This window comes from Micromonospora sp. DT62 (genome assembly GCF_049847285.1).
Lineage (GTDB): Bacteria > Actinomycetota > Actinomycetes > Mycobacteriales > Micromonosporaceae > Micromonospora > Micromonospora reichwaldensis.
In genome coordinates, this window is record NZ_JBNCOB010000007.1 from 274,770 (window position 1) to 297,991 (window position 23,222).

Below are 23,222 nucleotides of genomic sequence, written 5' to 3' on the forward strand. Positions count from 1 at the left end.
CCGCCTCCGCGCCACCGGGCCCGCCCGGCGTGACCGGCCCGCGTCGCCGTCGGTCCGTTCCGCTGTCGGATATCCGCACCGGGGCATCGGCAGGGCGACGCTCGGCTGCCGTCGGTCGTACCCCCTCCGTACCCTTCCTGCCCATGACGCCGGTTCATGATCGTTCGCCGCATCCGGACGGTCGTACCGGGCTGCCGGAGCTGTTGCGCGGGCACCGGCTCGCCGCCGGCCTGACCCAGGCCGAGCTGGCGGGCCGGGCCGGTGTGGGCATTCGGACCGTCCGCGACCTGGAGCGGGGCCGCTCGTCCCGGCCGCAGCGCACCACGGTCGAGCTGCTCGCCGGCGCGCTGGAGCTGGCCGGAGCCGTCCGGTCGACCTTCCTGGCCGCCGCCCGGGGGCCGATCCCGGCCGCCGCGCCGGCCACCCCCGGCGGCGCCCCGCCGGCCCGCGTCGACCTCGACCACCACGCCGGTACGCCGGCCGCGCTCCCGCCCCCGGTCGCGCTGGTCGGCCGGGACCGTGACCTGACCGAGCTGGTCGGGTTGTTCACCGACGGGCGCGGGCCCCGGCTGGCCAGCCTGGTCGGGCTGGCCGGCGTGGGCAAGACCGCGCTGGCCCTCTCGGTGGTCCACGCGGTCGCCGACGACCATCCCGGCGGGGCGGCCGGAGTGCTCATCGGCGAGGGCTCGGACGCGGCCGACGTGCTCTCCGCCTCGGTCGCCGTCTTCGGCGTCGCCCGGCTGCCCGAGCTGACCGCCCGCCTCGCCGGCCGGCCGGCGCTGCTGCTCGTGGACGCGGCCGAGCGGGCCCCCGACGCGGTCGCCGAGACGGTGCACCGGCTCGCCGGGGCGGTGCCGTCGCTGCGGGTGCTGGTCACCGGCCGGCACCCGGTCGGCCTGCCCGGGGAGCGGGTGTGGCCGGTCGCCCCGCTCGACGTACCGCCGCCGGGCAGCGAGCGGGAGGGCCCGGCGGCGCTGGCCGGCTATCCCGCCGTGGCTCTCTTCACCGCCCGCCTCGCCCAGGTCCGCCGGGAGCCGCCCGGTCCCGCCGAGCTGCCCGCCCTCGCCGCCCTGGTACGCCGCCTGGGCGGGCTCCCGCTCGCCATCGAGCTGATGGCGGCCCGGGGCCGGATCCTCGACCTCAACGAGCTGCTCGACCGGTACGGCGACCGCGTCCTCGACCTGACCACGTCGTCGGGGGCGGCCGGGCGGCCGGGCTGGGACAGCACGGAGTTGGGCCGTCCGGAGCGCCCGCGGGCGGCGGTGGCGGAGACCCTGCGGGACGCGGTGGCCGTCAGCTACCGCCTCCTCGCCCCCGACGAGCGGGCCGCGTTGCGCCGGCTCGCCGCGTTCGGCAACCGCTGGTCGGTCGAGCTGGCCGAGGAGATGCTCGCCGACCCCGCCGACCGGGACGGAACGGTGGTCGTGGACCCGGTGCCGCTGCTCGACCGGCTCGTCGAACTCGGTCTGCTGAGCGTCCGGGGCGCCGGGCCGTTCCGGTTCCGCCTGCTCGACGCCGTACGGGACTTCGCCGCGGAGCAGGCGACCGGCGCCGGCGAGCTGACCGCGATCCGGCGCCGGCACGCGCAGGTCGTCGCCCGGCTGGTGGCGCGGACCGCACCGGAGCTGGTCGGGGCCAACCTGCCGGCGGCGGTGCACTGCCTGGACGAGGTGTCCGGCGACATCAGCTCCGCTCTGGCGCACGCCGCCGTCGACGACCCCTTGACCGCGCTGCGGTTGGCGGCGGCGCTGTCACGGTGGTGGCGGTTCCGGGGGCGTGACGTCCCCGGACGGCAGTGGCTCCGGCGCCTGCTGGCGGATCCGCGTACCGCCGATGTCGACCCGGTGCTGCGGGCGTGGGCGTTCCTCGGGGTGGCCCGGCTCGCCGCCGAGCACGGCGCCGGGGCCGAGGAGCTGCCGGCCGCGCGGCGGGCGCTGGCCGCGTTCCGGGACGCGGGCGACGTCACCGGGGAGTTGGAGGCGCGCTCGGTGCTCTGCGCGCTGCTGATCGCCCTCGGCGAGCACGACGAGGCACGTACGCAGGCCGAGGCGGTGCTCTCGCTGGCCGTCCGGCACGGGCGGGCCCGCGACGTGACGGTGGCGCAGAACAACCTCGCCTGGCACGACATCCGGGTCGGTGACCTGGCGGCCGCCCGGCGCCGGCTGGCCGCGGTCGACCGGCTCGCCGCGCAGGGCGGGGAGCAGCGGCTGCGGGTGCTCGCGCGGGCCAACCTCGCCGAGGTGTCCCGCCTGGAGGGCCGCTACGCCGACGCCGTCGACCAGGGCCGGCGGGTGGTGGCGGCGCTGGCGGACCTCGGCGACCCGGGCCACCGTCGCCGGGTGCTCGGCACGGTGGGACTGGCGCTGGCCCGCGACGGCCGGTCCGCCGAGGCGGCCGAGGTGCTGGCCGAGCTGCGCCCGCCCCCGGTGCCCCGCCCCGAGGAGGTCTGGCCGTCCGGGCGCCTGCCGGGTGCGCCGACGCCCGGGGCGCGCCCGGAGGACGGGATCTGCGCGCTGATCGAGGGGAACCTGGCCCTGCGCCGGGGCGACCGTGAGCTGGCAGCGGAGTGGTTCGCCGCGGCGGCGGAAGCGGGCGTCGACGGCCAGGACCGGCGTGACGTGGTGGAGGCGCTGGTGGGGCTGGCCGCCAGCTCGGGCGACCCCGGCGTGCTGGACCGTCTCGACCGGGCCTGCTGGCAGAGCGGTGTCCGGCTGCTGCCGCACGAGGAGGAGCAACTACGCCCGTGGACGGCGGGCCGGAGCGGGTGGCCCGTCGGCGACGGCGTCGGTCGTCACGTGGAGGGCGTTGCGCAGAGCGACCGGGGGTGACGCGGGCGACGAAGCCCCTCTTGCTACCCCTCGCTCGTCGCCCGCGCCATCACCCCCCGGTGCGTCCCCACTGCCCGAAGACTAGCCACCGCCCGCACGCGGTCCCGTCCGGTTTGAACGTCTATCGTCCCGTGGGCGCGGCAGTTCTGCCGCTCTTTCTGCCGGTGTCGAGCGGGTCCCGGAAACGGGTCAGGAGGACGTGCCCGTCTCGTCGCAGTCGGCAGCGGACCCGGTGCTTCCGGCGGTGGCGCCGGGGTGCACCGCGTCCCGGACCCGGCGCAGCCCGTCGAGCAGGGCGTCCAGGGCCGCCGGGTCGAGCTGGCCGGTGAACCACTGCTCGATGATCCGTAGGTGCCCGGGCAGGGTCTCGTCGAGGCGTTGCAGGCCGGTGGCGGTGACCACGGCGAACGAGCTGCGCCGGTCGGAGGGGCAGGCGCGGCGGGTGAGCAGCCCGTCGCGTTCCATCCGGTCCACCACGCGGGTGACGCCGCTCGTCGAGAGCGAGGTCTGGGCGGCGAGGTCGGTCATCCGCAACTGGTTGCCGGGTGAGCGGGTGAGTCTGGTCAGCACCTCGAACTCGACCGGTGAGAGGCCGTGCTCCTCGTACTGGGCGGCGAACCGGGCCGAGAGCCCGGCGTGCGCCTCGACGAGCAGGCCAACGGCGGTGATCCGGGGGTCGTTGAACACGTTCTGGTCCACGCGCCCATCGTAGCAGTACTTGACACGAGGAATATTGCTGTGCCTATAGTTGCTACGACAGTCGTTGGGCTACTAAACAACTTTCCCCACGGAAGGCAGCTTCATGACCAGCAGCACCGCACCGGTTACCCGCGACTGGGACGGCCTCACGATCCCGACCGCCGGCACCTACCTGCTGGACGCCGCGCACAAGCGCGTGGGCTTCGTCGCCCGGCACATGATGGTCAGCAAGGTACGCGGTGAGTTCGCCGACGCCAGCGCCACCATCACCGTCGCCGAGGACCCGATGCAGTCCTCGGTCAGCGCCACCATCCAGGCGGCCACCATCAACACCAACCAGACCGACCGGGACGCGCACCTGCGCAGCCCCGAGTTCCTCGACGCCGAGGCCTTCCCGACCCTGGAGTTCCGCAGCACGGCCGTGAAGTCCCGCGACGGCAACGAGTTCGTCCTCGCCGGCGAGCTGACCATCAAGGGCGTCACCCGCCCGGTCGACCTGGAGGTCGAGTTCGAGGGCGTCGGTCGCAGCCCGTTCGGGCAGGACATCTTCGGCTTCTCCGCCTCCACCGAGATCGACCGCGAGGACTTCGGCCTGACCTGGAACGTCGCCCTGGAGACCGGGGGCGTGCTGGTTGGCAAGAAGATCAAGATCGAGATCGAGGGCGAGGCCGTCCGCCAGGCCTGATCCGCCGTACCGCTTCTGGGCCCGCGCCGCGTCACGGCGCGGGCCCGACGCGTGTACGCAGGGTGGCAGCCGCCGACCGGGTGCGATTTGTCACGACTCATTCGCGGTTCGATCGGGTGCCGGGGCAGCGCCGGCTGGGTAGAGATGCCGCCGGGAGCGCGTCCGCCGACCGGAGTACGGTCGTCCCGGCCGTGGGACCGCCGCGACCTCCTCTGGTCCCGGCGATGCCGACACTCCTAACGTGGAGGGGTTCACCACGCGCTTACCGGGCCGGCACGGTCCGACTGCGCCTCGCGCCGGGAGGAAACATGGGCAGGGACGTCGAGCAGGGCGCCTTCTCCCGAGAGGACCGGGTCCGCTACCGGCAGAAGGTCCGGCGGTGCCTGGACGTCTTCGCCCTGATGCTGGACGACTTCGGCTTCGACGCCGACCGGCCGATGACCGGGCTGGAGATCGAGCTGAACCTGGTCGACTCGGCGGCCGAGCCGGCGATGCGCAACGAGCAGATCCTCGCCGACATCGCCGATCCGCTCTTCCAGACCGAGCTGGGCCAGTTCAACCTGGAGCTGAACGCGCCGCCCCGGCTGATCGAGGGCGACGGCTTCGCCGACTACGAGCAGGACCTGCGCGGCAGCCTCTCCCGCGCCGACGAGCGGGCCGCCAAGTCGGACGCGAAGATCGTCCTGGTCGGCATCCTGCCCACCCTCACCGAGCGTCACCTCGTCGAGGACAACCTCTCCACCAACGAGCGGTACCGGGTGCTCAACGACCAGATCGTCGGCGCCCGGGGCGAGGACATCGAGCTCGACATCCGAGGCGTCGAACGCCTCCAGACCCACACCGACTCGATCGCCCCCGAGGCCGCCTGCACCAGCCTCCAGTTCCACCTCCAGGTCGCCCCGGACAGCTTCGCCGACTACTGGAACGCCTCCCAGGCCATCGCCGGGGTGCAGGTGGCCGTCGGGGCCAACTCGCCCTTCCTCTACGGGCGCCAGCTCTGGGCGGAGACCCGCATCGCCCTGTTCGAGCAGGCCACCGACACCCGGCCGGACGAGCTGAAGGCGCAGGGCGTACGACCCCGCGTCTGGTTCGGCGAACGCTGGATCACCTCGATCTTCGACCTCTTCGAGGAGAACGTCCGCTACTTCCCGCCGCTGCTGCCGATCTGCGAGGACGAGGACCCGGTCGAGGTCCTGCACGGCGGCGGCGTACCGGAGCTGGGCGAGCTGCGCCTGCACAACGGCACCGTCTACCGGTGGAACCGGCCGGTCTACGACATCATGAACGGCCGCCCGCACCTGCGGGTGGAGAACCGGGTGCTGCCGGCCGGCCCGACCGTGGTCGACATGCTGGCCAACGCCGCCTTCTACTTCGGGCTGGCGCGCGGGCTGGCGGAGTCCGACCGGCCCATCTGGAGCCAGCTCACCTTCAGCTCCGCCGAGGAGAACTTCCACGCCGCCGCCCGGCGCGGCATGGACGCCGTCCTGCACTGGCCCCGCCTCGGCGAGGTGCCGGTGACCAAGCTGGTCCTGGACGTCCTGCTGCCCAAGGCGGCCACCGGGCTCGACCGGTTCGGGGTGTCCCCGGCCGAACGCGACCGGCTGCTCGGCATCATCGAGCAGCGCTGCCGTACGGGCCGCAACGGCGCGGTCTGGCAGACCGAGGCGGTCTGGGCGGCCGAGCGGCACCGCGGCATGGACCGGGGCACCGCCCTGCACCACATGGTGCAGCGCTACGCCGAGCTGCAACGCAGCAACGAGCCCGTGCACACCTGGCCCGTCGACTGACCCGGCCGGGCGCCCCGCGGCGGTGACGCCCCTCAGTGGGCCGGGTGGGAGTGCGGCGGTGAGGCTCTTCAGTGGGCCGGGGTGGAGTGGCCAACGCCGGCCGGCCGCCGGTCAGCGGGTGCGGCGGCCGGAGCGGGATCGGCGGCCGGTGGGCTGCGGTTCCGCCGGATCGTCGGCGGCCGGCACTGCCGGCTCCCCGGTCGTCGCCGACGCCGGCGTGCCGTCCCCGGGGGCCGGAGCGGCCGGTTCTCCCGCCAGCGTGCCGGACGCGGCCGCCTCCCCGGCCGGCGTGCCGGACGGGGTCGGTTCTCCGGCCGGCGTGCCGGACGCGGCTGCGGGCCGCGCGGCAGCCGGCGCCGGTTCGCGGTCGGCGGGGAACGCCCCTCCGCCCGGTGCGCTGCCGCCCGGCCCGGTGAAGGTGTCGGTGCCGCCCGGCATGGTGGAGGTGTCGGTGCCGCCCGGCGTCGTGCGGGTGTCGCTGCCGTCGGGCGTCGCCTGGGCGTCGCCGTCGGTGCCGCCGACCGGAGGGTTGTGTCGCCCCGGGGCCGGGTCGCCCGGGTGGTCGGCGGGTTCGCCGGTGCGTTGGCGGGGGACCCGCACCGGCCCCCGGGTCGCGGCCTGTCGGGCGGCCCGCTGGGCGAGGACGGTGACCAGGACGGCGCCGCCGACCCCGACGATCACCGCGTACGGCGCGATCAGGTGTGCCGACACCTGCTCCGGGCTGATCGCGGTCAGCCTCGGCACCGCCAGGAAGTACGCGGTCGCGACGAGCAGCGGCCCGGCCGTACCCGAGGCGGCCGCCCCGACCCGGTGGTCGGGGTCCCGGGCGTCCCGGCGAGCCGCGAGGGCACCGATCACCAGCGCGGAGCCGAGGGACAGCAGCGCGCCCGGCCAGTAGAAGTAGTCGCGGATCCAGTACCGCCCGTCGTCGGGGCCGAGCTGCCAGATGCCGAGCTGGGCGCTGGTCAGGCCGCGCCCGGCCAGCACGCCGTCCACGACGGCGATCACGGCGAGCAGCCAGAGCCAGCCGACGGTGGCGAGCACGTTGTTAGCGGCGGCCCGCGAGCGCAGCGCCCAGGCTGCCGTCAGCACGCCGACCAGCACGCCGACCGCCGCGTAGGCGGCCGCGACGTTCCGGGGCGAACCGGTGTCGGCCACCGCCACCGCCTGCCGGGCCGGTACGGCCACCAGCAGCACGGTGATCAGCGCGCCCACCCCGGCGGCCACGGCGAGCGCGGCGGAGCCGAGGGTGCCGCCACCCGGTTCGGCCGGAGCCGCGTCGGCCGGGCCGGTGTCCGGTGCCGGGGCGCGGTCGCGCAGCCGCTGCGTGCAGACCGCGCCGAAGACCGTCGAGGTGGCCGCGATCCAGGTGGCCCAGATCAGGCCCGCCACCCAGGCGGTCGCACCGGCGGTCGCGTCCGCCGGCGCCCAGTTGATGATGCCCAGCCCGTAGCCGAAGCCCAGTTGGGCCGCGCCCGCGCCGGCAGCGACGCCGACCGCGATCGCGATCGATCCTCCCCAGCCCCGTCTGGCCATGCCGGGCAGCGTAACGTCCCGTGGTCGGCGCGGCGAGTCGTGGCGGTCCGGCCCGGGCGACCGCGATGACGCCGGCGTCGGCGGGAGCGGGTACGGTCGCCGGTGATCGAGGCGGGGTGGGCGTATGACGGACGGGGACACGGGCGCGCGGGACGACGCCGGGCCGGACCGGTCGGCGTTGCTGCTCAGGGGCGGGCTTGCCGTCGTGCTGCTCGCTGCCGTCGGCGCGACCGGCGGGTGGCTCCTGGCCGGCGAGGACGACCCGTCGGCCCCGCCGACGGCGGCGGAGGGTCTGCCCGCCACCAGCGCGCCCGCCGCGACCCGATCGACCCCGGGCCGGTCCGCGCCGGCGGCGGCTCCCCGGACGACCGCACCGAGCCGCTCCGCGGGGCTGACGGTCCCGCCGGTCGTCGGCGAGGATTTCACGGACGCCCGCGAGGAGCTCCGCGACAAGCGGCTGGGCTGGCGGCTCGTCTTCGGCCGTGGCACCGGGACGACCGTGGAGCGCAGCTCCCCGGAGGTGGGCGCCGAGGTGCAGCCCGGGCGCACCGTGACGCTCTACGTGAGTGGTCCGGCGCCGGCCGCCACCGTGCCGGACGTGGTGGGTGACGACTGCGACGACGCGGCGGACGAGCTCGTCGACGAGGGCTTCTACCCGCAGTACCGGACGGGCAGGACCGGCAAGGTCAGCCGGCAGGATCCGCCCGGCGACGGTGCGGGCCGGTGGAACGACCAGGTGTCGATCTGGTGCGGCGACGCGCCGGAGGACGGCGGTTCGCCCTCCCCGACGCCGTGACGGAGCGTCCGACACGCTGATCCCGGCCGATGGCCTTCGGGACCGCTAGGTTGGCGGTCAGGGTCCGCGACGCCCGCCCGGGCCGGGAGAGGACGCGCCATGAGTGAGCGTCAGCGAGCGAACCATCGGCACGGTGCGGTGGTGCCTCAGGTCGGCACGCAGCGGAGCGGAGTGCCGGCATGAGCGACGACCGCCGGGAGCCGCCCGCCGGGGAACACGACGACCGGACCCGCCCGCTGCCTCCGCCGGGCGATCCCTCGGGCGGGCCGGAACCCGACCGTACGCAGCCGCTGCCCCGCCCCGACCGGAGCGCCCCGGACGCCGGCGACGCCACCCGACGGGTGCCCCTCGACGGCACCGCCCCGCTGGACCGTACGGCCGCCGTGCCGCCGGAGCGGTCCGGGCCGGCGGCATGGTCCGGCCGGGCGGAGGTACGCCCCGGCGGGCCGGCCGACCAGCCGGAGGCCGAGTGGTACGCCGAGGAGCAGGACGCGCGGCGCTGGTGGCTGCCGATCCTGTGGGGCGTGATCGTGCTGCTGCTGCTCGGCCTGCTTGGCGCCGGGCTGTGGCTGGCCCTCCAGTCGGCGGACGACGATCCGAGCGGGCCGGAGCCGTCGCCGTCGCCGTCGGTGACCCGCGCGTCGCCGACCACCGCCGCGCCGACCTCGGCGGCCCCCACCAGCTCGTCGCCCTCGGCGTCCCCGACACCCTCGGAGCCGGCCGAACTGCCGATGCCGCCGGTGGTGAACCTGCCGCTGGAGACGGCGCAGGCCATCCTGGACGACGTCGGGCTGGGCCACCGGGTCGAGTACGAGACGTCGGACCGTCCGGCCGGCACGGTGATCCGCACCGAGCCGGCGGCGGGGGAGCTGGTGCCGGCGGACGAGGAGGTCACGCTGGTGGTGGCTCGTGACGCCGCCTCGCCGACCGGTGAGGTTACGCCGTCGGTCGAACCGACCGCCACCCGGTGAGCCGCTGACCTCGCCGCCGCGTCACCACATGCGTCGTCTCGTTCCGACCATGCCGAGCCCGGCCAGCGAGATGGCCAGTCCGAAGATGCCGGACCAGAAGAGGGAACGGCGGACGTCGTCGGGTGCGGGGCGGGCGGCGTGTGCCGCACCGTCCGGGGAGCTCGTGGGAACACCGGCCCCGGCTTCGGGTCCGGAGTCGCCCGCGGCGCCGAGCGCGTCCGGTTCCCTCGGCCCGGTCAGCGCGTACGGGGGATCGAGGGCGTCCGGCACGTCGTCGCCGTAGGGCGGGTCCTCGTCCACCACGGTGATCTCCGGTGCCGGGACCGGGGTGGTCAGCCGCGTGGTGGACGAGAGGGCGGGATCGCGGACCACGACCACCAGTGTGGTGGCGGCGCCGATCAGCGCCAGTAGTCCGAAGGCGTAGGCGATACGGGAGCGGTGGTGCCGCCGCGCGGCGGGCTGATTGACCATGGCCATCCCAGGTTCGGGGTCCTGGACGCGCGGGGTGGAAACGTGCCGGGGTGGGCGTACCTCATCCTATGGCGACGGCACGCCACTCGGCTGCCGATCGCGCAGGTCAGCCCACCCGGACCGGGGTACGGGCGGCGGGCCGGCGCGGCGTGCGCACGGTGTGCGGACGCGGCTCGGGGGCCGAGCGCAGGTGGCGTAGCCCCTCCCGCTGGACGAAGATCGACCGCCGGCTGACCGCGTCCCCCGATGCGTTCAACTCGTAGCCTTCGAGCCAGATCCAGCCGTCGTAGGTCGGCCAGTCGAGCACCCGGATGACCCGGAACATGATGGGCCTGAGGAACTGGACACTCGCCGCGCGAGTCACGTGCAGTACGTCACCGGAGCGGGGAAGCACATGGGCTCCTGGGAAGGGTCGGCCGGCCGACGGGCCGGCGGTGGGGGTCGGGGGACGTCGATGGCCCGGTGGCGGGGTCATGCCTCGTGGACCGGTCTTGCGGGCGGTGGTGGTCGGGCCGTATCCGCTGGTGGCGAACCGCCACCCGACCATCACTCGGCTACTCCGGGTACCGCTCCCGCCGCCGCAGCCAACTGGCGTGCAGCGGCGAGGTCATCAACCCGGGGCAGGTCTGGTTGTCGACTGCCGGGCGCTCCCACCGCCGCGCGTCCCGCGGTCCGTGGGGTCACCACGGCGAGGAAGCGGACGGAGACGGTGAGTAACCCGAGCCATACGGACAGACTGCATCAGCGACGTGCTTCATGCAAGTTGCACGTCGACTTTTGCCGATACGTGAGCGCCTCGCGCAAAGCAGCGCTTGAAGCCATTCACGTATGCCCGGCACACTGGGAGCCGGTTTCGCCCGTCGCGGCCGGCCGATGACCGGCACCACCCCACGCCGCGAACGACGCCCGCCGTACGACGGTCGCGCCCCTGGCGGGTGACGACAGTGGCGCACGGCGAGGCGGAGGTGGACCGGGTGAGGCCTGACAGGCGGTGGTTCCGACCAGCGGGCGGGGTCGTGTCGTGAGCGAGCGGCGCAGCCCCACCATCCGGCGGCGTCGCCTCGGCGCCGAACTGCGCCGGCAACGGGAGGCGGCCGGCATCACCATAGAGGCGGTCGCCGAGCAGTTGGAGTGCTCGGCGTCGAAGGTCTCGCGGATCGAGACCGGCCACACCACGGCGACGCCCCGGGACGTGCGGGACATGTTGCGGATCTACGGCGTGGTGGGTGCCGAGAGCGACGAGCTGGTGCAGATCGCCCGCGAGGCGCGGCAGAAGGGCTGGTGGCACCCCTACAGCACGGTGCTGGTCGGCGCGTACGTCGGGCTGGAGGCGGCGGCCGGTTCGATCCGGGCGTACGAGCAGCAGGTGGTGCCCGGGCTGCTGGAGACCGAGGAGTACGCGGGCGCGATGATCCGGGCCGCCCGGCCCGACTTCACTCCCGAACAGGTGCAGCAACGGGTGCGTGTCCGTCTGGGCCGTCAGTCGTTGTTGACGCAGGATGATCCGGTCGATCTGTGGGTGGTGCTCGATGAAGCGGTGGTGAGCCGTCCGGTGGGCGGGGACGAGGTAATGCGTGACCAGCTGAAACACCTGGTCGAGGTGGCGGAACTGCCGAACGTGACGCTCCAGATCCTGCCTTTCGCGGTAGGGGCGCACGCCGGCATGGACGGCACCTTCACGATCCTCAGCTTCCCTGAGCCCGGTGATCCGGATGTCGTGTACGCGGAGAATGCCACGGGTGGGCTCTTCCTGGAGAAGAGTGACGAACTGCAGAAGTACAGCTTCATCTTTGATCACATCCGAGCGGCGGCCATTCGTCCTGAGGAGTCCATCGCACACATCGCGAAACTGGCAGAGGAGCCGATGTGGAAAGGGCGACCAAAAGGTTCCCCGTGGACCTGACGCAGGCGACGTGGTTCAAGAGCTCGAAGAGCGGGCCGAACTGCGACAACTGCGTGGAGGTGGCGTACGTGACGGGGGCGGTCGGCGTGCGGGACTCGAAGGACAAGACGGGCCCGGCCCTGGTCTTCTCCCCGGGTGGCTGGCACGCCTTCGTCGCCGGCGCCAGGGGCGGTGTGTTCGACAAGGGCTGACGGGACCGGAACGTGACGGGATGCCCCCGCCCGGCAGTGGAGCCGGGCGGGGGCATCGTCGTGCCCGCGTCCGGACCGGCCGCGAAGTCGTCCCGCCGTCGGCGTCGCCACATCGGGTCCCGTGTCGTTGTACCCCTCGGTACGGCGCTGGTCGACGACCCGCCGCAGGGATCGGCAACCGAGCGAGGCAGGCGAGACGGATGACGACGATCGGTTCGGACAACCTCACCAACGGGCCGGGCAAGCCGGAACGGTTCGGGGGCAAGTACCGGGGGGCACGGCGGGACACCGTCCTCACCGAGGTGGTGTCGACCGACACCGAGATGGGTGGCCGGGAGAGCCCGGCCGCGCCGCCGGAGCAGCCCGGTCCGCCGCTCTCCCTGCCCTCGCTGGACCCCAACCCGCTGACCGAACCGTCGTTCCCGCCCGGCAACTGGTCGGTGGAACCGCCCGAGTCGCTGGTCGACCATCCGCTGCTGCGCGGGCTGCTGATGGAGTTGCCGCCGAAGGGCAGCGTCCCGCCGCCCGGCTGGCTCGACCGCTGGTTCGAGGCGACCCGGGCGATCCTGGAACTGCTATACGTGCAGGGCCCCGGCCGCTCGCGGTGACGCGGGCCGTACCGGCACGGCCCGCTCGACGAGCCGGCTGTGCCGCAGGGCGTGGCGTACGCCGATGGCGGCGACGCCCAGCACGCCCAGGGTGACCGCCGGCCCGGCCACGCCGGGTCCGGACAGCAGGTCCGGTGCGCTCGCCGCAGCCACCGCGGGCAGGATCGCCAGCCCGGTGACCTGCACCGGGAGCCCGATCAGCGGGTGCGCGGCGGAGGCCCGCAGGCCGTGCGGCGCCGGGGTGCCCGGAGCCGACGAGAGCGCGCCCGCGCCCGCCCGCAGCCGGCGTACCCGGCGCACCGTGCAGGCCGCGACCACGAGCGCGGGGGCGGCGGCGAGGGTGAGGCCGGCGGCCGCCCGGTCCGCCGGGGTCGCGCCGGCGCTGGAAAGCCCCGCGCCCAGCACGGCGGCCGTCAGGCCCAGGCCGGTCATCGTCAGGGCGAGCACCCATCCGGTACGCCTGCGCAGGGCCCGGGCGTGGTCCAGCCGGGGCAGCCCGTCCGCGAGCCAGCCGGCGACGAGCCAGACGGCGGTCAGCGCCAGCAGCACGGTCAGGTGAATCTCCATGACCGACAGCCTTGCCCGTTTTCGACGACCGTGAATCCGGGCAGGTCCCCGGTTCGTCCCGCAGCCGCCGCCCCTAGGGGGTCATCTTCCCGATGGTATGGGGAAGTCGACATGTTTGAATTCTCGTTTGCGCCCCCCTACCCTCAGCTTGATCGGCATTCATCGATTCACTCGTCTCGAACAGTTGGACGGTCGGTGCCGGTCGGAGGGAGTAGAAGATGGGTCTTCCACGCAGGTCCGTACTCGTCGGGGTGGCCGCGCTGGCCATGGTGGCCACCGCCACGCCCGTCATGGCCGCCGAACCGGTGGGCACGATCCGCGCCGCTGGCGGCGCCACCGCCGTGGCCGACAGCTACATCGTCGTCTTCAAGGACAGCTCGGTCGCCCGCAGCAGCGTCGGTGACACCGCGCAGCGGCTGGTCGGCCGGCACGGCGGCGCGGTCGCCCGCACCTACGGCGCCGCCCTGCGCGGCTTCGAGGTCCGGGTCGACGCCAGGGCCGCCGCCCGCATCGCCGCGGACCCCGCCGTGGCGTACGTCGAGCAGAACCACACGGTCTCCATCGCCGGCACCCAGACCAACCCGCCCTCCTGGGGCCTGGACCGGATCGACCAGCGCGCCCTGCCGCTGGACAGCTCCTACACGTACCCGAACACGGCGAGCAACGTGCACGCCTACATCATCGACACCGGCATCCGGTTCAGCCACAGCGACTTCGGCGGCCGGGCGGTCTCCGGCTACGACGCCGTCGACGGCGGCTCGGCCGACGACTGCAACGGGCACGGCACGCACGTCGCCGGCACCGTCGGCGGTTCGGCGTACGGCGTGGCCAAGGGCGTCCAGCTGGTCGGCGTACGCGTGCTGAACTGCCAGGGCAGCGGCACGAACGCCGGCGTCATCGGCGGCGTCGACTGGGTGACCGCCAACGCGGTCAAGCCGGCCGTGGCCAACATGAGCCTCGGCGGCGGCGCGAACGCCTCGCTCGACACCGCCGTGCGCAACTCCATCAACTCCGGCGTGAGCTACGGCCTGGCGGCTGGCAACGACTCCGGCGGCAACGCCTGCAACACCTCGCCCGCCCGGACCGCCGAGGGCATCACCGTCGGCTCCACGACCAACACCGACGCCCGGTCGTCGTTCTCCAACATCGGCACCTGCCTGGACATCTTCGCGCCCGGCTCGTCGATCACCTCGGCGTGGTACACCAACGACACCGCCACCAACACGATCAGCGGCACCTCGATGGCGACCCCGCACGTGGTCGGCGTCGCGGCCCTGGTGGCCAGCGCCAACCCGACCTGGACGCCGCAGCAGGTCCGCGACTACCTGGTGAACAACGCCACCAGCAACGTGGTGACCAACCCGGGCACCGGCTCGCCGAACAAGCTGCTCTACGTCGTCAACGGCGACACCCCGCCGCCGACCAACGACTTCTCCGTCTCGGTCTCGCCGACGTCCGGCTCGACCGCGCCGGGTGGCTCGGTGACCGCCACGGTCGCCACCGCCACGACCAACGGCTCCGCCCAGTCGGTGAGCCTCTCGGCGAGCGGGCTGCCGTCCGGGGCGACCGCCTCGTTCAGCCCGGCCACCGTCACCTCGGGTGGCTCCTCGGCGCTGACCATCAGCACCTCGGCGAGCACCCCGGCCGGCACCTACGCCGTGACCGTGACGGGCACCGCGGCCTCGGGCAGCAGGACCGCCACCTACTCGCTGACGGTCACCGGCACCGGCGGCGGCTGCTCCGGCACCAACGGCACCGACCTCGCGATCCCGGACACGAACGTCGCGGTGAGCAGCTCGATCGTGATCGCCGGCTGTGCCCGCAACGCCTCGTCGGCCTCCACCGTCGCGGTGAACATCGTGCACACCTACCGCGGTGACGTCGTCATCGACCTGGTCGCGCCGGACGGCTCGACCTACCGGCTGAAGAACAGCAGCATCTTCGACGGCGCGGACAACATCAACGCCACCTACACGGCGAACCTGTCGAGCGAGGCCGCGAACGGCACCTGGCAGCTGCGGGTGCGCGACGTCTACTCGGGCGACACCGGCTACCTGAACACCTGGACCCTGACCCTCTAGCGGACACGAGGAAGGCCCCTTCCCATCGCCTCGCGCGTGGGAAGGGGCCTTTCCTGACTTCTGTCGGAGATCAGACGGCGAAGGTCGCCGGTCGCTCCGTGGCCGGGGCCGGCGGCTTCGCCTTCCAGAGCCCCGTCTTCTGCCCGGCGAGCCGGGTCAGGTAGGCCGGGTTGAGGATCACGTAGCGCTTCCAGAGGCGCTTCGGCTCCAGGCCGAGGCGCCAGAACCACTCCAGGCCCGCCCGCTGCATCCACGGCGGGGGCTGGCGCAGCAGCCCAGCGTGGTAGTCGAAGGCCGCCCCGACCGCCATCAGCGGCATGTCCAGCAGCGGTCGCATGGCGTACGTGAAGACCTCCTGGCGCGGGCAACCCAGCCCGACCAGCACGAGCCGGGCCCCGCTGGACCGGATCCGGTCGGCGATCTCCACGTCCTCGCCGGGCTGCACCGCCCGGAACTTCGACGGCTCCACCCCGGCGATCTTCAGCGCCGGGAACATCCGCTCCAGCGCCGGGATCAGTTTTGCCAGGGTCTCCTCGGTCGACCCGTAGAGGTAGACCGGCAGCCCCTCGTCGGCGAACCGGGCGAGCACGTGCAGGGTCAGGTTCGGGCCGTAGACCCGGTCGGTCAGCCCCGCGCCGTGCAGCAGGTTGAGCGCCCAGCGCACCGGCTGGCCGTCGGGGGTGACCACGTCGAAGGAGTTCAGCCGGGCGTTGTGCGCCGGGTCGAGCACCCCGGTCATCACGCCGTGCACGGCCAGCGCCGTCAGCGCCAGCGGTCGGCGCTCCTGCGCCGCCGCCACCACCTGCTCGGTCGCCTCGGCGTAGTCGGTGGCGTCGACCAGGACCCCGAGGACGTTCCGCTTGCCCCTGCCGGTCATGCGCCCGGCACCCACTTGTCGACGTTGGCCTCGTAGATCTCGCGCATGATCATGGGCACGTCGTAGACCTGCTTCCACTCGGGGTAGTCGGCCTGGAAGGCCTCGTTCGAGCCGATCCACCACTTGTGGTCGCCGATCCGGTTGGCCTCGACGTACTCGGTGACCATCTCCTGGCCGGTGATCTGCTCGGCGAGCGCGAACGCCTCGCGGTTGGAGGTGTTCGAGTGCCGGCCGCCGCCGAGGTTGTAGACCGCCGCCGAGCGCGGGTTGCGGAAGAACGCCTCGAACGCGCTGACCACGTCCGAGCTGTGGATGGCGTCGCGGACCTGCTTGCCCTGGTAGCCGAAGATCTTGTAGGTGCGGCGCTCCATGTTGGCGCGCATCACGTAGCCGAGGAAGCCGTGCAGTTCCGTCGCGGAGTGCGCCGGGCCGGTCAGCGTCCCGCCCCGGAAGCACGCCGTCCGCATGCCGAAGTAGCGGCCGTACTCCTGCACCATGACGTCGGCCGCCACCTTGGAGGCGCCGAAGATCGAGTGCAGGCAGGCGTCGATGGACATGTCCTCGCGGATGCCCTGCTCGTACGGGTGCCCCGGCTCGATCTCCCAGCGGGACTCCAGCTCGACCAGCGGCAGGCTGTTCGGCCGGTCCCCGTAGACCTTGTTGGTGGAGCAGTGGATGAGCGGCGCCTCGACGCAGTGCTCCCGCACGTTCTGCAGGACGTTGAGCGTGCCGGCGGCGTTCACGTCGAAGTCGGTGAACGGGTCGCGCACCGCCCAGTCGTGCGACGGCTGGGCGGCGGTGTGGATCACCACGGCGACGTCGGTGCCGTACCGCTCGAACAGCTTGGCCAGCGCGGCCCGGTCGCGGATGTCGATGCTGTGGTGCGAGTACGCGGCCCCCAGCTCGTCGGTCAGCCGGCGGACGTTCCACGCGGTGGACGCCTCCGCGCCGAAGAACTCCTGCCGCATGTCGTTGTCGATGCCGACGACCTCGAGACCGAGGCCGGCGAAGTGCCGGACCGCCTCGGAGCCGATCAGACCGCCCGACCCGGTCACGAACGCGACACTCACACGCCACTCCTGGTCCATCGGAGGCAGAAACCATCGGAGCATAGCGTGACGTACGGCACGCCCCGATACGGCGCGAGGGCCCCGCATCGCTGCGGAGCCCTCGCGTATTGGTGGGGAAGGGGGGAGTTGAACCCCCACGCCCTTTCGGGCACACGGACCTGAACCGTGCGCGTCTGCCATTCCGCCACTTCCCCGTGGCTTGACCTCGAACACTGTAGTCTGTGCCGGACCTGCTGTCTCCAGCGGGCCTCGGACATCCTAGCCGGTCCGTGGTCGTTGTGACGATCGGTTACCGTCCGAGGAGCGGTTACCGTTCGTGGCGGACGAAAGAGTAGCACGGCAGTATCGGCCCGTCCGAACGGGCCGCCGTCAGACGGCCGAGCGGCGTGTGAGCTGCGCGCGCGCCGGCCGGATACCATCATGTCCTCGGGACCCGAGGAGGAGCCGGTGAGCGTGCTGCAACGCTTCGAGAAGCGTCTGGAAGGCCTGGTCGAGGGGGCCTTCGCCAAGGTCTTCAAAGGGGTGGTCCACCCCGTGGAGATCCTCAACGCCATGCAGCGGGAGGCCGAGGCGCACAAGGCGATCCTGGCCGGTGGGCGCACGTTGGTGCCCAACCGCTACGTGATCGATCTCTCGCCCTACGACCACAGTCGTCTGGCGCCGTACGCCGCCGCGCTGGCCCAGGAGCTGGCCCAGTCGCAGGCGGAGTTCATCGGCGAGCAGGCCTGGACGGTCTACGGCGACGTGATCGTCGAGATCGAACGCGGCGAAGGGCTGGACACCGGGATGTTCCGGGTCACCGCCGAGGTCTACACCGGCGGCGAGGTCGCCCCGGTCTCGGCGCCCGGCTACGACGCGGGCCCGCCCGCCTATCCGGCGTACGACCAGGGCGGCGGCTACGGTCCTCCGCCCGGCCACGGCGGCGGCCGCAACGTGCGGCTGGTCTCCGGCGACGGGCGCACCTACCCCCTCCAGATGGGCTCGACCGTGATCGGCCGCGGCGACCAGGCCAACCTGCGCCTGCCCGACGTCGGGATCTCGCGGCGACACGCCCGGCTGGACTTCGACGGTGGTCAGGTCGTGCTGACCGACCTGGGGTCGACCAACGGCACCATGGTCAACGGCCAGCGGGTCTCCGCCGTCGCGCTCAATCCCGGCGACATGATCCAGCTCGGCACCACGACGCTGACCTTCCGCGTGGACGGCTGACCCGCCTTGCCGGAGCTCGTCATCACCGTCGCCCGGTTCGGGTTCCTCATCCTGCTGTGGATCTTCGTGTTCACGGTGGTCGGCGTGATCCGCCGGGACCTGTTCGCGGGCGCCCGGTCGGGCCGGCTGGTGGCCGCCCCCCGGGCCGTCGGCGCCTCGCTCGGGCAGGCGGCGAAACCGACGAAGTCGAAGCGGGGCAGGGCGGCCCACCAGCTCGTGGTAACCGCCGGCCAACTGGCCGGGACCCGGATCACCCTCGGCGAAGCGCAGATCACCATCGGTCGGGCGGAGGATTCCACCCTCGTCATCACCGACGACTACGCCTCGGCGCGGCACGCCCGTCTGGTGCCGCGCGACGGCCAGTGGTTCGTCGAGGACCTCGGCTCGACTAACGGCACGTACCTGGATCGCGCTAAGGTCACCGGACCAACCCCCGTCCCCCTCGGCGTGCCGATCCGGATCGGCCGCACTTCTCTCGAATTACGGCCATGACTCTGACCCTGCGCTATGCGGCCCACAGCGACCGCGGTCTGATCCGAGACGGTAATCAGGATTCCGTCTACGCCGGGCCGCGGCTTCTCGCCGTCGCCGACGGCATGGGCGGCATGGCCGCCGGTGACGTCGCCAGCAACATCGTCATCGGTGCCATGGCGCCGCTCGACGAGGACGTCCCCGGTGACGCCCTCGTCGACGCGCTGCGTTCGGCCGTGGGCACCGCCAACCAGCAGCTCCGCGACACCGTGGACGCCAACCCCCAGCTGGAGGGGATGGGCACCACGCTCACCGCGACCCTCTTCTCCGGCAGCAAGCTGGGCATGGTCCACATCGGTGACTCGCGGGCCTATCTCCTGCGCAACGGTGAGTTCGCGCAGGTCACCAAGGACGACACGTACGTCCAGATGCTCGTCGACGAGGGCCGGATCAGCGCCGAGGAGGCGAGCAGCCACCCCCAGCGTTCGCTGCTCACCCGGGCGCTCGACGGCCGCGACATCGACCCGGAATACAGCGTCCGTCAGGTGCTCCCCGGCGACCGCTACCTGATCTGCAGCGACGGCCTCTCGGGTGTGGTCAGCGCCGAGACCATCGGCGAGACGATGCGCGAGTACACCGACCCGCAGCAGTGCGTGGAGCGGCTGGTACAGCTCGCCCTGCGCGGCGGCGGCCCGGACAACATCACGGTGATCATCGCCGACGCCACCGACCAGGACATCGTCGAGGCGAGCCCGATCGTCGGCGGCGCCGCCGCCCGGGACCGGGGCATGGCGACCTCCGCCGACGTGTCCACCCCGGCCGCCCGCGCGTCCGCCCTCTCCGCGCCGCGTCCGCCCGTTCCCGAGGAGCCGACGGCCGGCGCCGACGACGAGTCGGAGCGCCCGAGGCGTCGGCCGGTGCGGGCCGCCGCGATCTCGGTGGCGTTGCTGGTCCTCATCGGCGGCGCGGTCTTCGGCGGCTGGAGCTACACCCAGCGGCAGTACTACGTCGGCGCGACCGAGAACGGCCAGGTCGCGGTGTTCCGGGGCATCCAGGGCGAGATCGCCGGGATGAACCTGTCGACCGTGCACTCCAAGAGCCCGGCGGACCTGGAGGACCTGACCCTGGCCGCCCAGGAGCAGGTCAAGCAGGGCATCCCGGCCAAGAGCGAGCCCGACGCCGAGCGTCGACTGGCCGAGCTGACCAGCGACGACCCGATGAACCCGAACCTGAAGCCGGTCTGCCCGCCGAGTCCGAGCGCCGCGGCCGTCACCACCGTCCCGACGCCGACCTCCGTCCCGGTGTCGCCCGCTCCGACCGGCAGCGCGAGTGCGCGCGCCCCGGTCAGCGGCCGGCCGAGCACGCCGGCCGCGCCGACCACCACGCCCGACGCCCCGCCCTCCGACACCGACTCGCCGGCGCTCGACCCCGCCGCGTGCCGGTCGCCGGAGTAGGCGCGGCTCGATCCGAGGACGTTCCGTGACCGCAGCGGCCATTCCGGCATCCTCGCCCGCCACCACGGGCGAGCAGCCCGGCGTACGCCTGGCCCGGTCCCGGCGCAACGCCGAGCTGTCGTTGCTGCTGGTCGCCATGGTGCTGGTGGCCGCGTACGGGGCGATGGTCGAGGCGAAGGTGCTCGACACCGTCACGGCCGACTTCTGGATGCCGGCTGCCGCGCTCACCGCCGTGTTCCTCGGCCTGCACCTGGTGATCCGGTTCCTGGCACCCTTCGCCGACCCGGCCCTGCTGCCGGCGGTCGCCCTGCTCAACGGGATCGGGGTCGGCTTCCTGCGCCGGCTCGACCTGGGCAGCGCCGCGCCCGCCGAGCGGGAGGACCTGGCCATCTTCGCCGGCACGGGCGGCCGGCAGCTAGCCTGGACGCTCGCCTCGGTCGTCCTCGCCGCCGGCCTGCTCGCGCTCATGCGGGACCACCGCTCGGTGTCGCGCTACGCGTACACGCTGGGGCTGGCCGGCATCGTGCTGGTGATGATCCCGGCGGTGCTGCCCAGCCGGTTCTCCGAGATCAACGGCGCGAAGCTGTGGATCCGGGTCGGGGGCTTCTCGATCCAGCCCGGTGAGTTCGCCAAGCTGGCCCTGCTGGTCTTCTTCGCCTACTACCTGGTGCGCAAGCGCGAGGTGCTGTCGCTGGCGAGCCGCCGGTTCCTCGGCATCGACTTCCCCCGTGGGCGCGACCTCGGCCCGGTCGTCGTGGTCTGGCTGATCAGCGTCCTGGTCCTCGTCTTCGAGAAGGACCTCGGCACCTCGCTGCTCTACTTCGGCATGTTCGTGGTGACGCTCTACATCGCCACCGAACGGGTCAGTTGGCTGCTCATCGGTCTGGTGCTCTTCTTCGGCGGTGTCTACCTGGCGTACGTGCTCGGCGACGTGGTCGGCGGGCCGTTCGCCAACTTCTACCTGCGCGCGCAGATCTGGCTGGACCCGTTCGGCGACCCCTACAACGACGGCTACCAGCTCGTGCAGGGGCTGCTCGCGCTCGGCACGGGCGGCCTGTTCGGCGCGGGCCCGGGCGGCGGCCAGCCGGGCCTGCTGCCCGAGGTGCAGAACGACTTCATCTTCGCCGGCATCGGTGAGGAGATCGGGCTCTTCGGCCTCTCCGCGCTGCTCGTGGTCTACCTGCTGATCGTCGAGCGGGGGCTGCGAGCGGCGCTGGCGGTGCGGGACTCGTTCGGCAAGCTGCTGGCCGGCGGCCTGGCCTTCACCCTCGGCCTCCAGGTCTTCGTGATCGTCGGCGGGATCAGCAAGCTCATCCCGCTGACCGGCCAGACCACCCCGTTCCTTTCCGCCGGCGGTTCCTCGCTGATGGCCAACTGGCTGCTCATCGCGGTCCTGCTCCGGATCTCCGACGGCGCCCGCCGGCCCGTCACCGGCGGTGGCGGCAAGGCGGCCCGACCGTCCGGCGGCCCGCCGGAGCAGCTGCACGGTGCCCCCACGGAGGTGATCAAGCCGTGAACGCACCCCTGCGCCGCGTCGGCATCGTCGTCATGGTTCTCTTCGGTCTGCTCTTCGCGAACCTGAACTGGATCCAGGCCTACAAGGCCGACGAGTACCGCACCAGCGACTACAACGGTCGGGTCCAGGTCGCCGAGTACGAGCGCAAGCGCGGCAACATCGAGGCCGGCGGCACCGCCTTCGCGCTCAGCAAGGAGACCGACGGCGAGCTGAAGTTCCAGCGCAGCTACCCCGGCGGGGCGAGGTACGCCCACATCCTCGGCTACAAGCCGGTCAACCTCGCCGAGACCGGCATCGAGAAGTTCGAGAACGACTTCCTGGCCGGCACCAGCGACGCGCTGATCGCCAACCGGGTCAAGGACATGTTCACCGGTGACCAGTCCGGCGGCGGCAACGTGCTGCTGACGGTCTCCAAGGGCGCCCAGAACACCGCGTTCGAGCAGTTGCGGAACAACCGGGTCGACGCCGCCAAGGGCGCGGCGATCGCCGTCGACCCGCGTACGGGGGCGGTGCAGGCGCTGGTCTCGATGCCCAGCTTCGACCCCAACCCGCTGGTCAGCCACAGCACCAACGAGGCCACGGCCGCGTACAACAAGCTGGAGCAGGACCCGGCGGGCCCGCTGAAGAACCGGGCCCTCGGCGAGGTGCTGCCCCCGGGCTCCACCTTCAAGATCGTGGTGGCCGCCGCGGCGCTGGAGAGCGGCGTGGGTCAGCAGACGAGGATCCCGGCCGGGGCCAGCTGGACCCCGCCGACCTCGGGCACGCCGATCCGCAACGCGCACCCGTCGATCTGCCCCGAGGACGAGGTCACCCTGATCAACGCGGTGACCGAGTCGTGCAACACGGGCTTCGCGCAGATGGGCGTCCGGCTCGGTGCCGACAAGATCAAGGAGAAGGCCCGGCAGTTCGGCTTCGAGCAGGAGGACCTCACCGTCGGCCACCTCAACGAGGCCGGCCACCCGGTGGCGGCGAGCCGGACCGGCAGCATGGAGAACGCCGACGGCGGCGCCGACCCGGCCGCGCTGGCCCAGTCCTCCATCGGGCAGCGCGACGTGCGGATGACCCCGCTCCAGGGCGCCCTGATCGCCGCGTCCGTCGCCAACGGCGGCAGCCAGATGCGGCCGTACCTGGTCCGTCAGCTGCTCGCCCCGGACCGCACCACCAGCTACTACACCGCGAAGCCCAAGGAGTTGCGGCAGCCGGTCAGCGGTCAGGTCGCCAACGACCTGCGGGACATGATGGTCAGCGTGGTCGAGAACGGATCCGGCACGAACGCGCAGCTCAAGGGCTACACGGTCGGCGGCAAGACCGGCACCGCCCAGTCGGCGCCCGACCGGCCCGACCACGGCTGGTTCATCGGCTTCGCCCTGGACAAGAACGGCACGCCGGTCTCCGCGGTCTGCGTGATGCTGGAGCAGGCCGGCCCCGGCGGCAGCGCCGAGGCGGCCCGGATCGCCGGGCAGATCATGCGCGCCGCCATCGCCGACCCCGGGGGCCGCTGA

Annotated in this window: 20 protein-coding genes, 1 tRNA gene and 2 pseudogenes; 15 read left to right on the forward strand and 8 right to left on the reverse strand. The window is 73.1% G+C overall.

The features are described from left to right. Positions 1 to 143: 143 nt before the first annotated feature. Both ACPXCB_RS13880 and ACPXCB_RS13885 read left to right on the forward strand, forming a co-directional pair. Positions 144 to 2,417, forward strand: a pseudogene (locus tag ACPXCB_RS13880) (ATP-binding protein); the annotation flags it as partial. Between the two features lie 72 nt (positions 2,418 to 2,489). Next, positions 2,490 to 2,828: pseudogene (locus ACPXCB_RS13885) on the forward strand (hypothetical protein); the annotation flags it as partial. Between the two features lie 189 nt (positions 2,829 to 3,017). Here ACPXCB_RS13885 and ACPXCB_RS13890 read toward each other — a convergent pair. Next, positions 3,018 to 3,527 (reverse strand): MarR family winged helix-turn-helix transcriptional regulator, encoded by a 510-nt coding sequence (locus tag ACPXCB_RS13890; protein ID WP_425875406.1) that lies wholly within the window; start codon positions 3,525 to 3,527, stop codon positions 3,018 to 3,020. A 103-nt stretch (positions 3,528 to 3,630) separates the two neighbouring features. On the opposite strand from ACPXCB_RS13890, the gene ACPXCB_RS13895 reads away from it, so the two are divergent. Beyond that, a complete protein-coding gene (locus ACPXCB_RS13895) occupies positions 3,631 to 4,212 on the forward strand; it encodes a YceI family protein (RefSeq protein WP_425875408.1) in 582 nt (193 codons plus the stop codon). Positions 4,213 to 4,520: 308 nt separating this feature from the next. Then, entirely contained in the window at positions 4,521 to 5,999 is a 1,479-nt protein-coding gene (locus ACPXCB_RS13900; RefSeq protein WP_425875410.1) for a glutamate--cysteine ligase, read from the forward strand. A 111-nt stretch (positions 6,000 to 6,110) separates the two neighbouring features. On the opposite strand, the gene ACPXCB_RS13905 is transcribed toward ACPXCB_RS13900, so the two are convergent. Then, complete coding sequence (locus tag ACPXCB_RS13905; protein ID WP_425875412.1) at positions 6,111 to 7,535, reverse strand: hypothetical protein; 1,425 nt, start codon at positions 7,533 to 7,535, stop codon at positions 6,111 to 6,113. 124 nt (positions 7,536 to 7,659) lie between these two features. Between ACPXCB_RS13905 and ACPXCB_RS13910 the strand changes: the two genes are divergently transcribed. Further along, positions 7,660 to 8,331: a PASTA domain-containing protein gene (locus ACPXCB_RS13910; RefSeq protein WP_425875414.1), complete on the forward strand. Its 672-nt coding sequence runs from the start codon at positions 7,660 to 7,662 to the stop codon at positions 8,329 to 8,331. 179 nt (positions 8,332 to 8,510) lie between these two features. Next, positions 8,511 to 9,302 (forward strand): PASTA domain-containing protein, encoded by a 792-nt coding sequence (locus ACPXCB_RS13915; RefSeq protein WP_425875416.1) that lies wholly within the window; start codon positions 8,511 to 8,513, stop codon positions 9,300 to 9,302. Positions 9,303 to 9,323: 21 nt separating this feature from the next. Here the strand turns inward: ACPXCB_RS13915 and ACPXCB_RS13920 are convergent, their stop codons facing one another. Further along, the gene (locus tag ACPXCB_RS13920; RefSeq protein ID WP_425875418.1) at positions 9,324 to 9,779 is read right to left on the reverse strand and encodes a hypothetical protein; all 456 of its coding nucleotides are present in this window, start codon (positions 9,777 to 9,779) and stop codon (positions 9,324 to 9,326) included. Positions 9,780 to 9,879: 100 nt separating this feature from the next. After that, a complete protein-coding gene (locus ACPXCB_RS13925) occupies positions 9,880 to 10,167 on the reverse strand; it encodes a hypothetical protein (RefSeq protein ID WP_425875420.1) in 288 nt (95 codons plus the stop codon). A 627-nt stretch (positions 10,168 to 10,794) separates the two neighbouring features. Here ACPXCB_RS13925 and ACPXCB_RS13930 point away from each other — a divergent pair. From ACPXCB_RS13930 to ACPXCB_RS13940, 3 genes are all read left to right on the forward strand, one after another. Continuing rightward, on the forward strand, positions 10,795 to 11,676 hold the full coding sequence (locus ACPXCB_RS13930) for a helix-turn-helix domain-containing protein (protein WP_425875422.1): 882 nt from the start codon (positions 10,795 to 10,797) through the stop codon (positions 11,674 to 11,676). After that, positions 11,667 to 11,867: a DUF397 domain-containing protein gene (locus ACPXCB_RS13935; RefSeq protein ID WP_393169244.1), complete on the forward strand. Its 201-nt coding sequence runs from the start codon at positions 11,667 to 11,669 to the stop codon at positions 11,865 to 11,867. The genes ACPXCB_RS13930 and ACPXCB_RS13935 overlap by 10 nt, the downstream gene beginning before the upstream one ends. A 200-nt stretch (positions 11,868 to 12,067) precedes the next feature. Then, positions 12,068 to 12,475, forward strand: a complete 408-nt coding sequence (locus ACPXCB_RS13940; RefSeq protein ID WP_311410018.1) for a hypothetical protein — start codon at positions 12,068 to 12,070, stop codon at positions 12,473 to 12,475. Here the strand turns inward: ACPXCB_RS13940 and ACPXCB_RS13945 are convergent. Continuing rightward, complete coding sequence (locus ACPXCB_RS13945; RefSeq protein ID WP_425875424.1) at positions 12,443 to 13,042, reverse strand: hypothetical protein; 600 nt, start codon at positions 13,040 to 13,042, stop codon at positions 12,443 to 12,445. The two genes, ACPXCB_RS13940 and ACPXCB_RS13945, sit on opposite strands and share 33 nt — an antisense overlap. A gap of 218 nt (positions 13,043 to 13,260) precedes the next feature. On the opposite strand from ACPXCB_RS13945, the gene ACPXCB_RS13950 reads away from it, so the two are divergent. Continuing rightward, the gene (locus tag ACPXCB_RS13950) at positions 13,261 to 15,123 is read left to right on the forward strand and encodes a S8 family peptidase (protein ID WP_425875426.1); all 1,863 of its coding nucleotides are present in this window, start codon (positions 13,261 to 13,263) and stop codon (positions 15,121 to 15,123) included. A gap of 70 nt (positions 15,124 to 15,193) precedes the next feature. On the opposite strand, the gene ACPXCB_RS13955 is transcribed toward ACPXCB_RS13950, so the two are convergent. The 3 genes from ACPXCB_RS13955 to ACPXCB_RS13965 form a co-directional block, all read right to left on the reverse strand. Beyond that, complete coding sequence (locus ACPXCB_RS13955; protein ID WP_425875428.1) at positions 15,194 to 16,000, reverse strand: WecB/TagA/CpsF family glycosyltransferase; 807 nt, start codon at positions 15,998 to 16,000, stop codon at positions 15,194 to 15,196. Beyond that, positions 15,997 to 17,112 carry an NAD-dependent epimerase/dehydratase family protein gene (locus ACPXCB_RS13960; RefSeq protein WP_425875430.1) on the reverse strand — a complete coding sequence of 372 codons (1,116 nt, stop codon included), beginning with the start codon at positions 17,110 to 17,112 and terminating at the stop codon, positions 15,997 to 15,999. Before ACPXCB_RS13960 ends, ACPXCB_RS13955 begins: the two co-directional genes overlap by 4 nt. Positions 17,113 to 17,178: 66 nt before the next feature. Next, a tRNA-Leu gene (locus tag ACPXCB_RS13965) sits at positions 17,179 to 17,264 on the reverse strand. Positions 17,265 to 17,490: 226 nt separating this feature from the next. Between ACPXCB_RS13965 and ACPXCB_RS13970 the strand changes: the two genes are divergently transcribed. From ACPXCB_RS13970 to ACPXCB_RS13990, 5 genes are read left to right on the forward strand one after another with little or no spacing between them, the layout of a single operon-like run. Next, a complete protein-coding gene (locus ACPXCB_RS13970; RefSeq protein WP_088996759.1) occupies positions 17,491 to 18,279 on the forward strand; it encodes an FhaA domain-containing protein in 789 nt (262 codons plus the stop codon). Positions 18,280 to 18,285: 6 nt separating this feature from the next. Then, positions 18,286 to 18,771, forward strand: a complete 486-nt coding sequence (locus ACPXCB_RS13975; protein ID WP_311410022.1) for an FHA domain-containing protein FhaB/FipA — start codon at positions 18,286 to 18,288, stop codon at positions 18,769 to 18,771. Further along, positions 18,768 to 20,204: a BofC C-terminal domain-containing protein gene (locus ACPXCB_RS13980; protein ID WP_425875433.1), complete on the forward strand. Its 1,437-nt coding sequence runs from the start codon at positions 18,768 to 18,770 to the stop codon at positions 20,202 to 20,204. The genes ACPXCB_RS13975 and ACPXCB_RS13980 overlap by 4 nt, the downstream gene beginning before the upstream one ends. Before the next feature lie 25 nt (positions 20,205 to 20,229). After that, the gene (locus ACPXCB_RS13985) at positions 20,230 to 21,720 is read left to right on the forward strand and encodes an FtsW/RodA/SpoVE family cell cycle protein (protein WP_425875435.1); all 1,491 of its coding nucleotides are present in this window, start codon (positions 20,230 to 20,232) and stop codon (positions 21,718 to 21,720) included. Further along, positions 21,717 to 23,222, forward strand: a complete 1,506-nt coding sequence (locus ACPXCB_RS13990) for a peptidoglycan D,D-transpeptidase FtsI family protein (protein WP_425875437.1) — start codon at positions 21,717 to 21,719, stop codon at positions 23,220 to 23,222. The genes ACPXCB_RS13985 and ACPXCB_RS13990 overlap by 4 nt, the downstream gene beginning before the upstream one ends.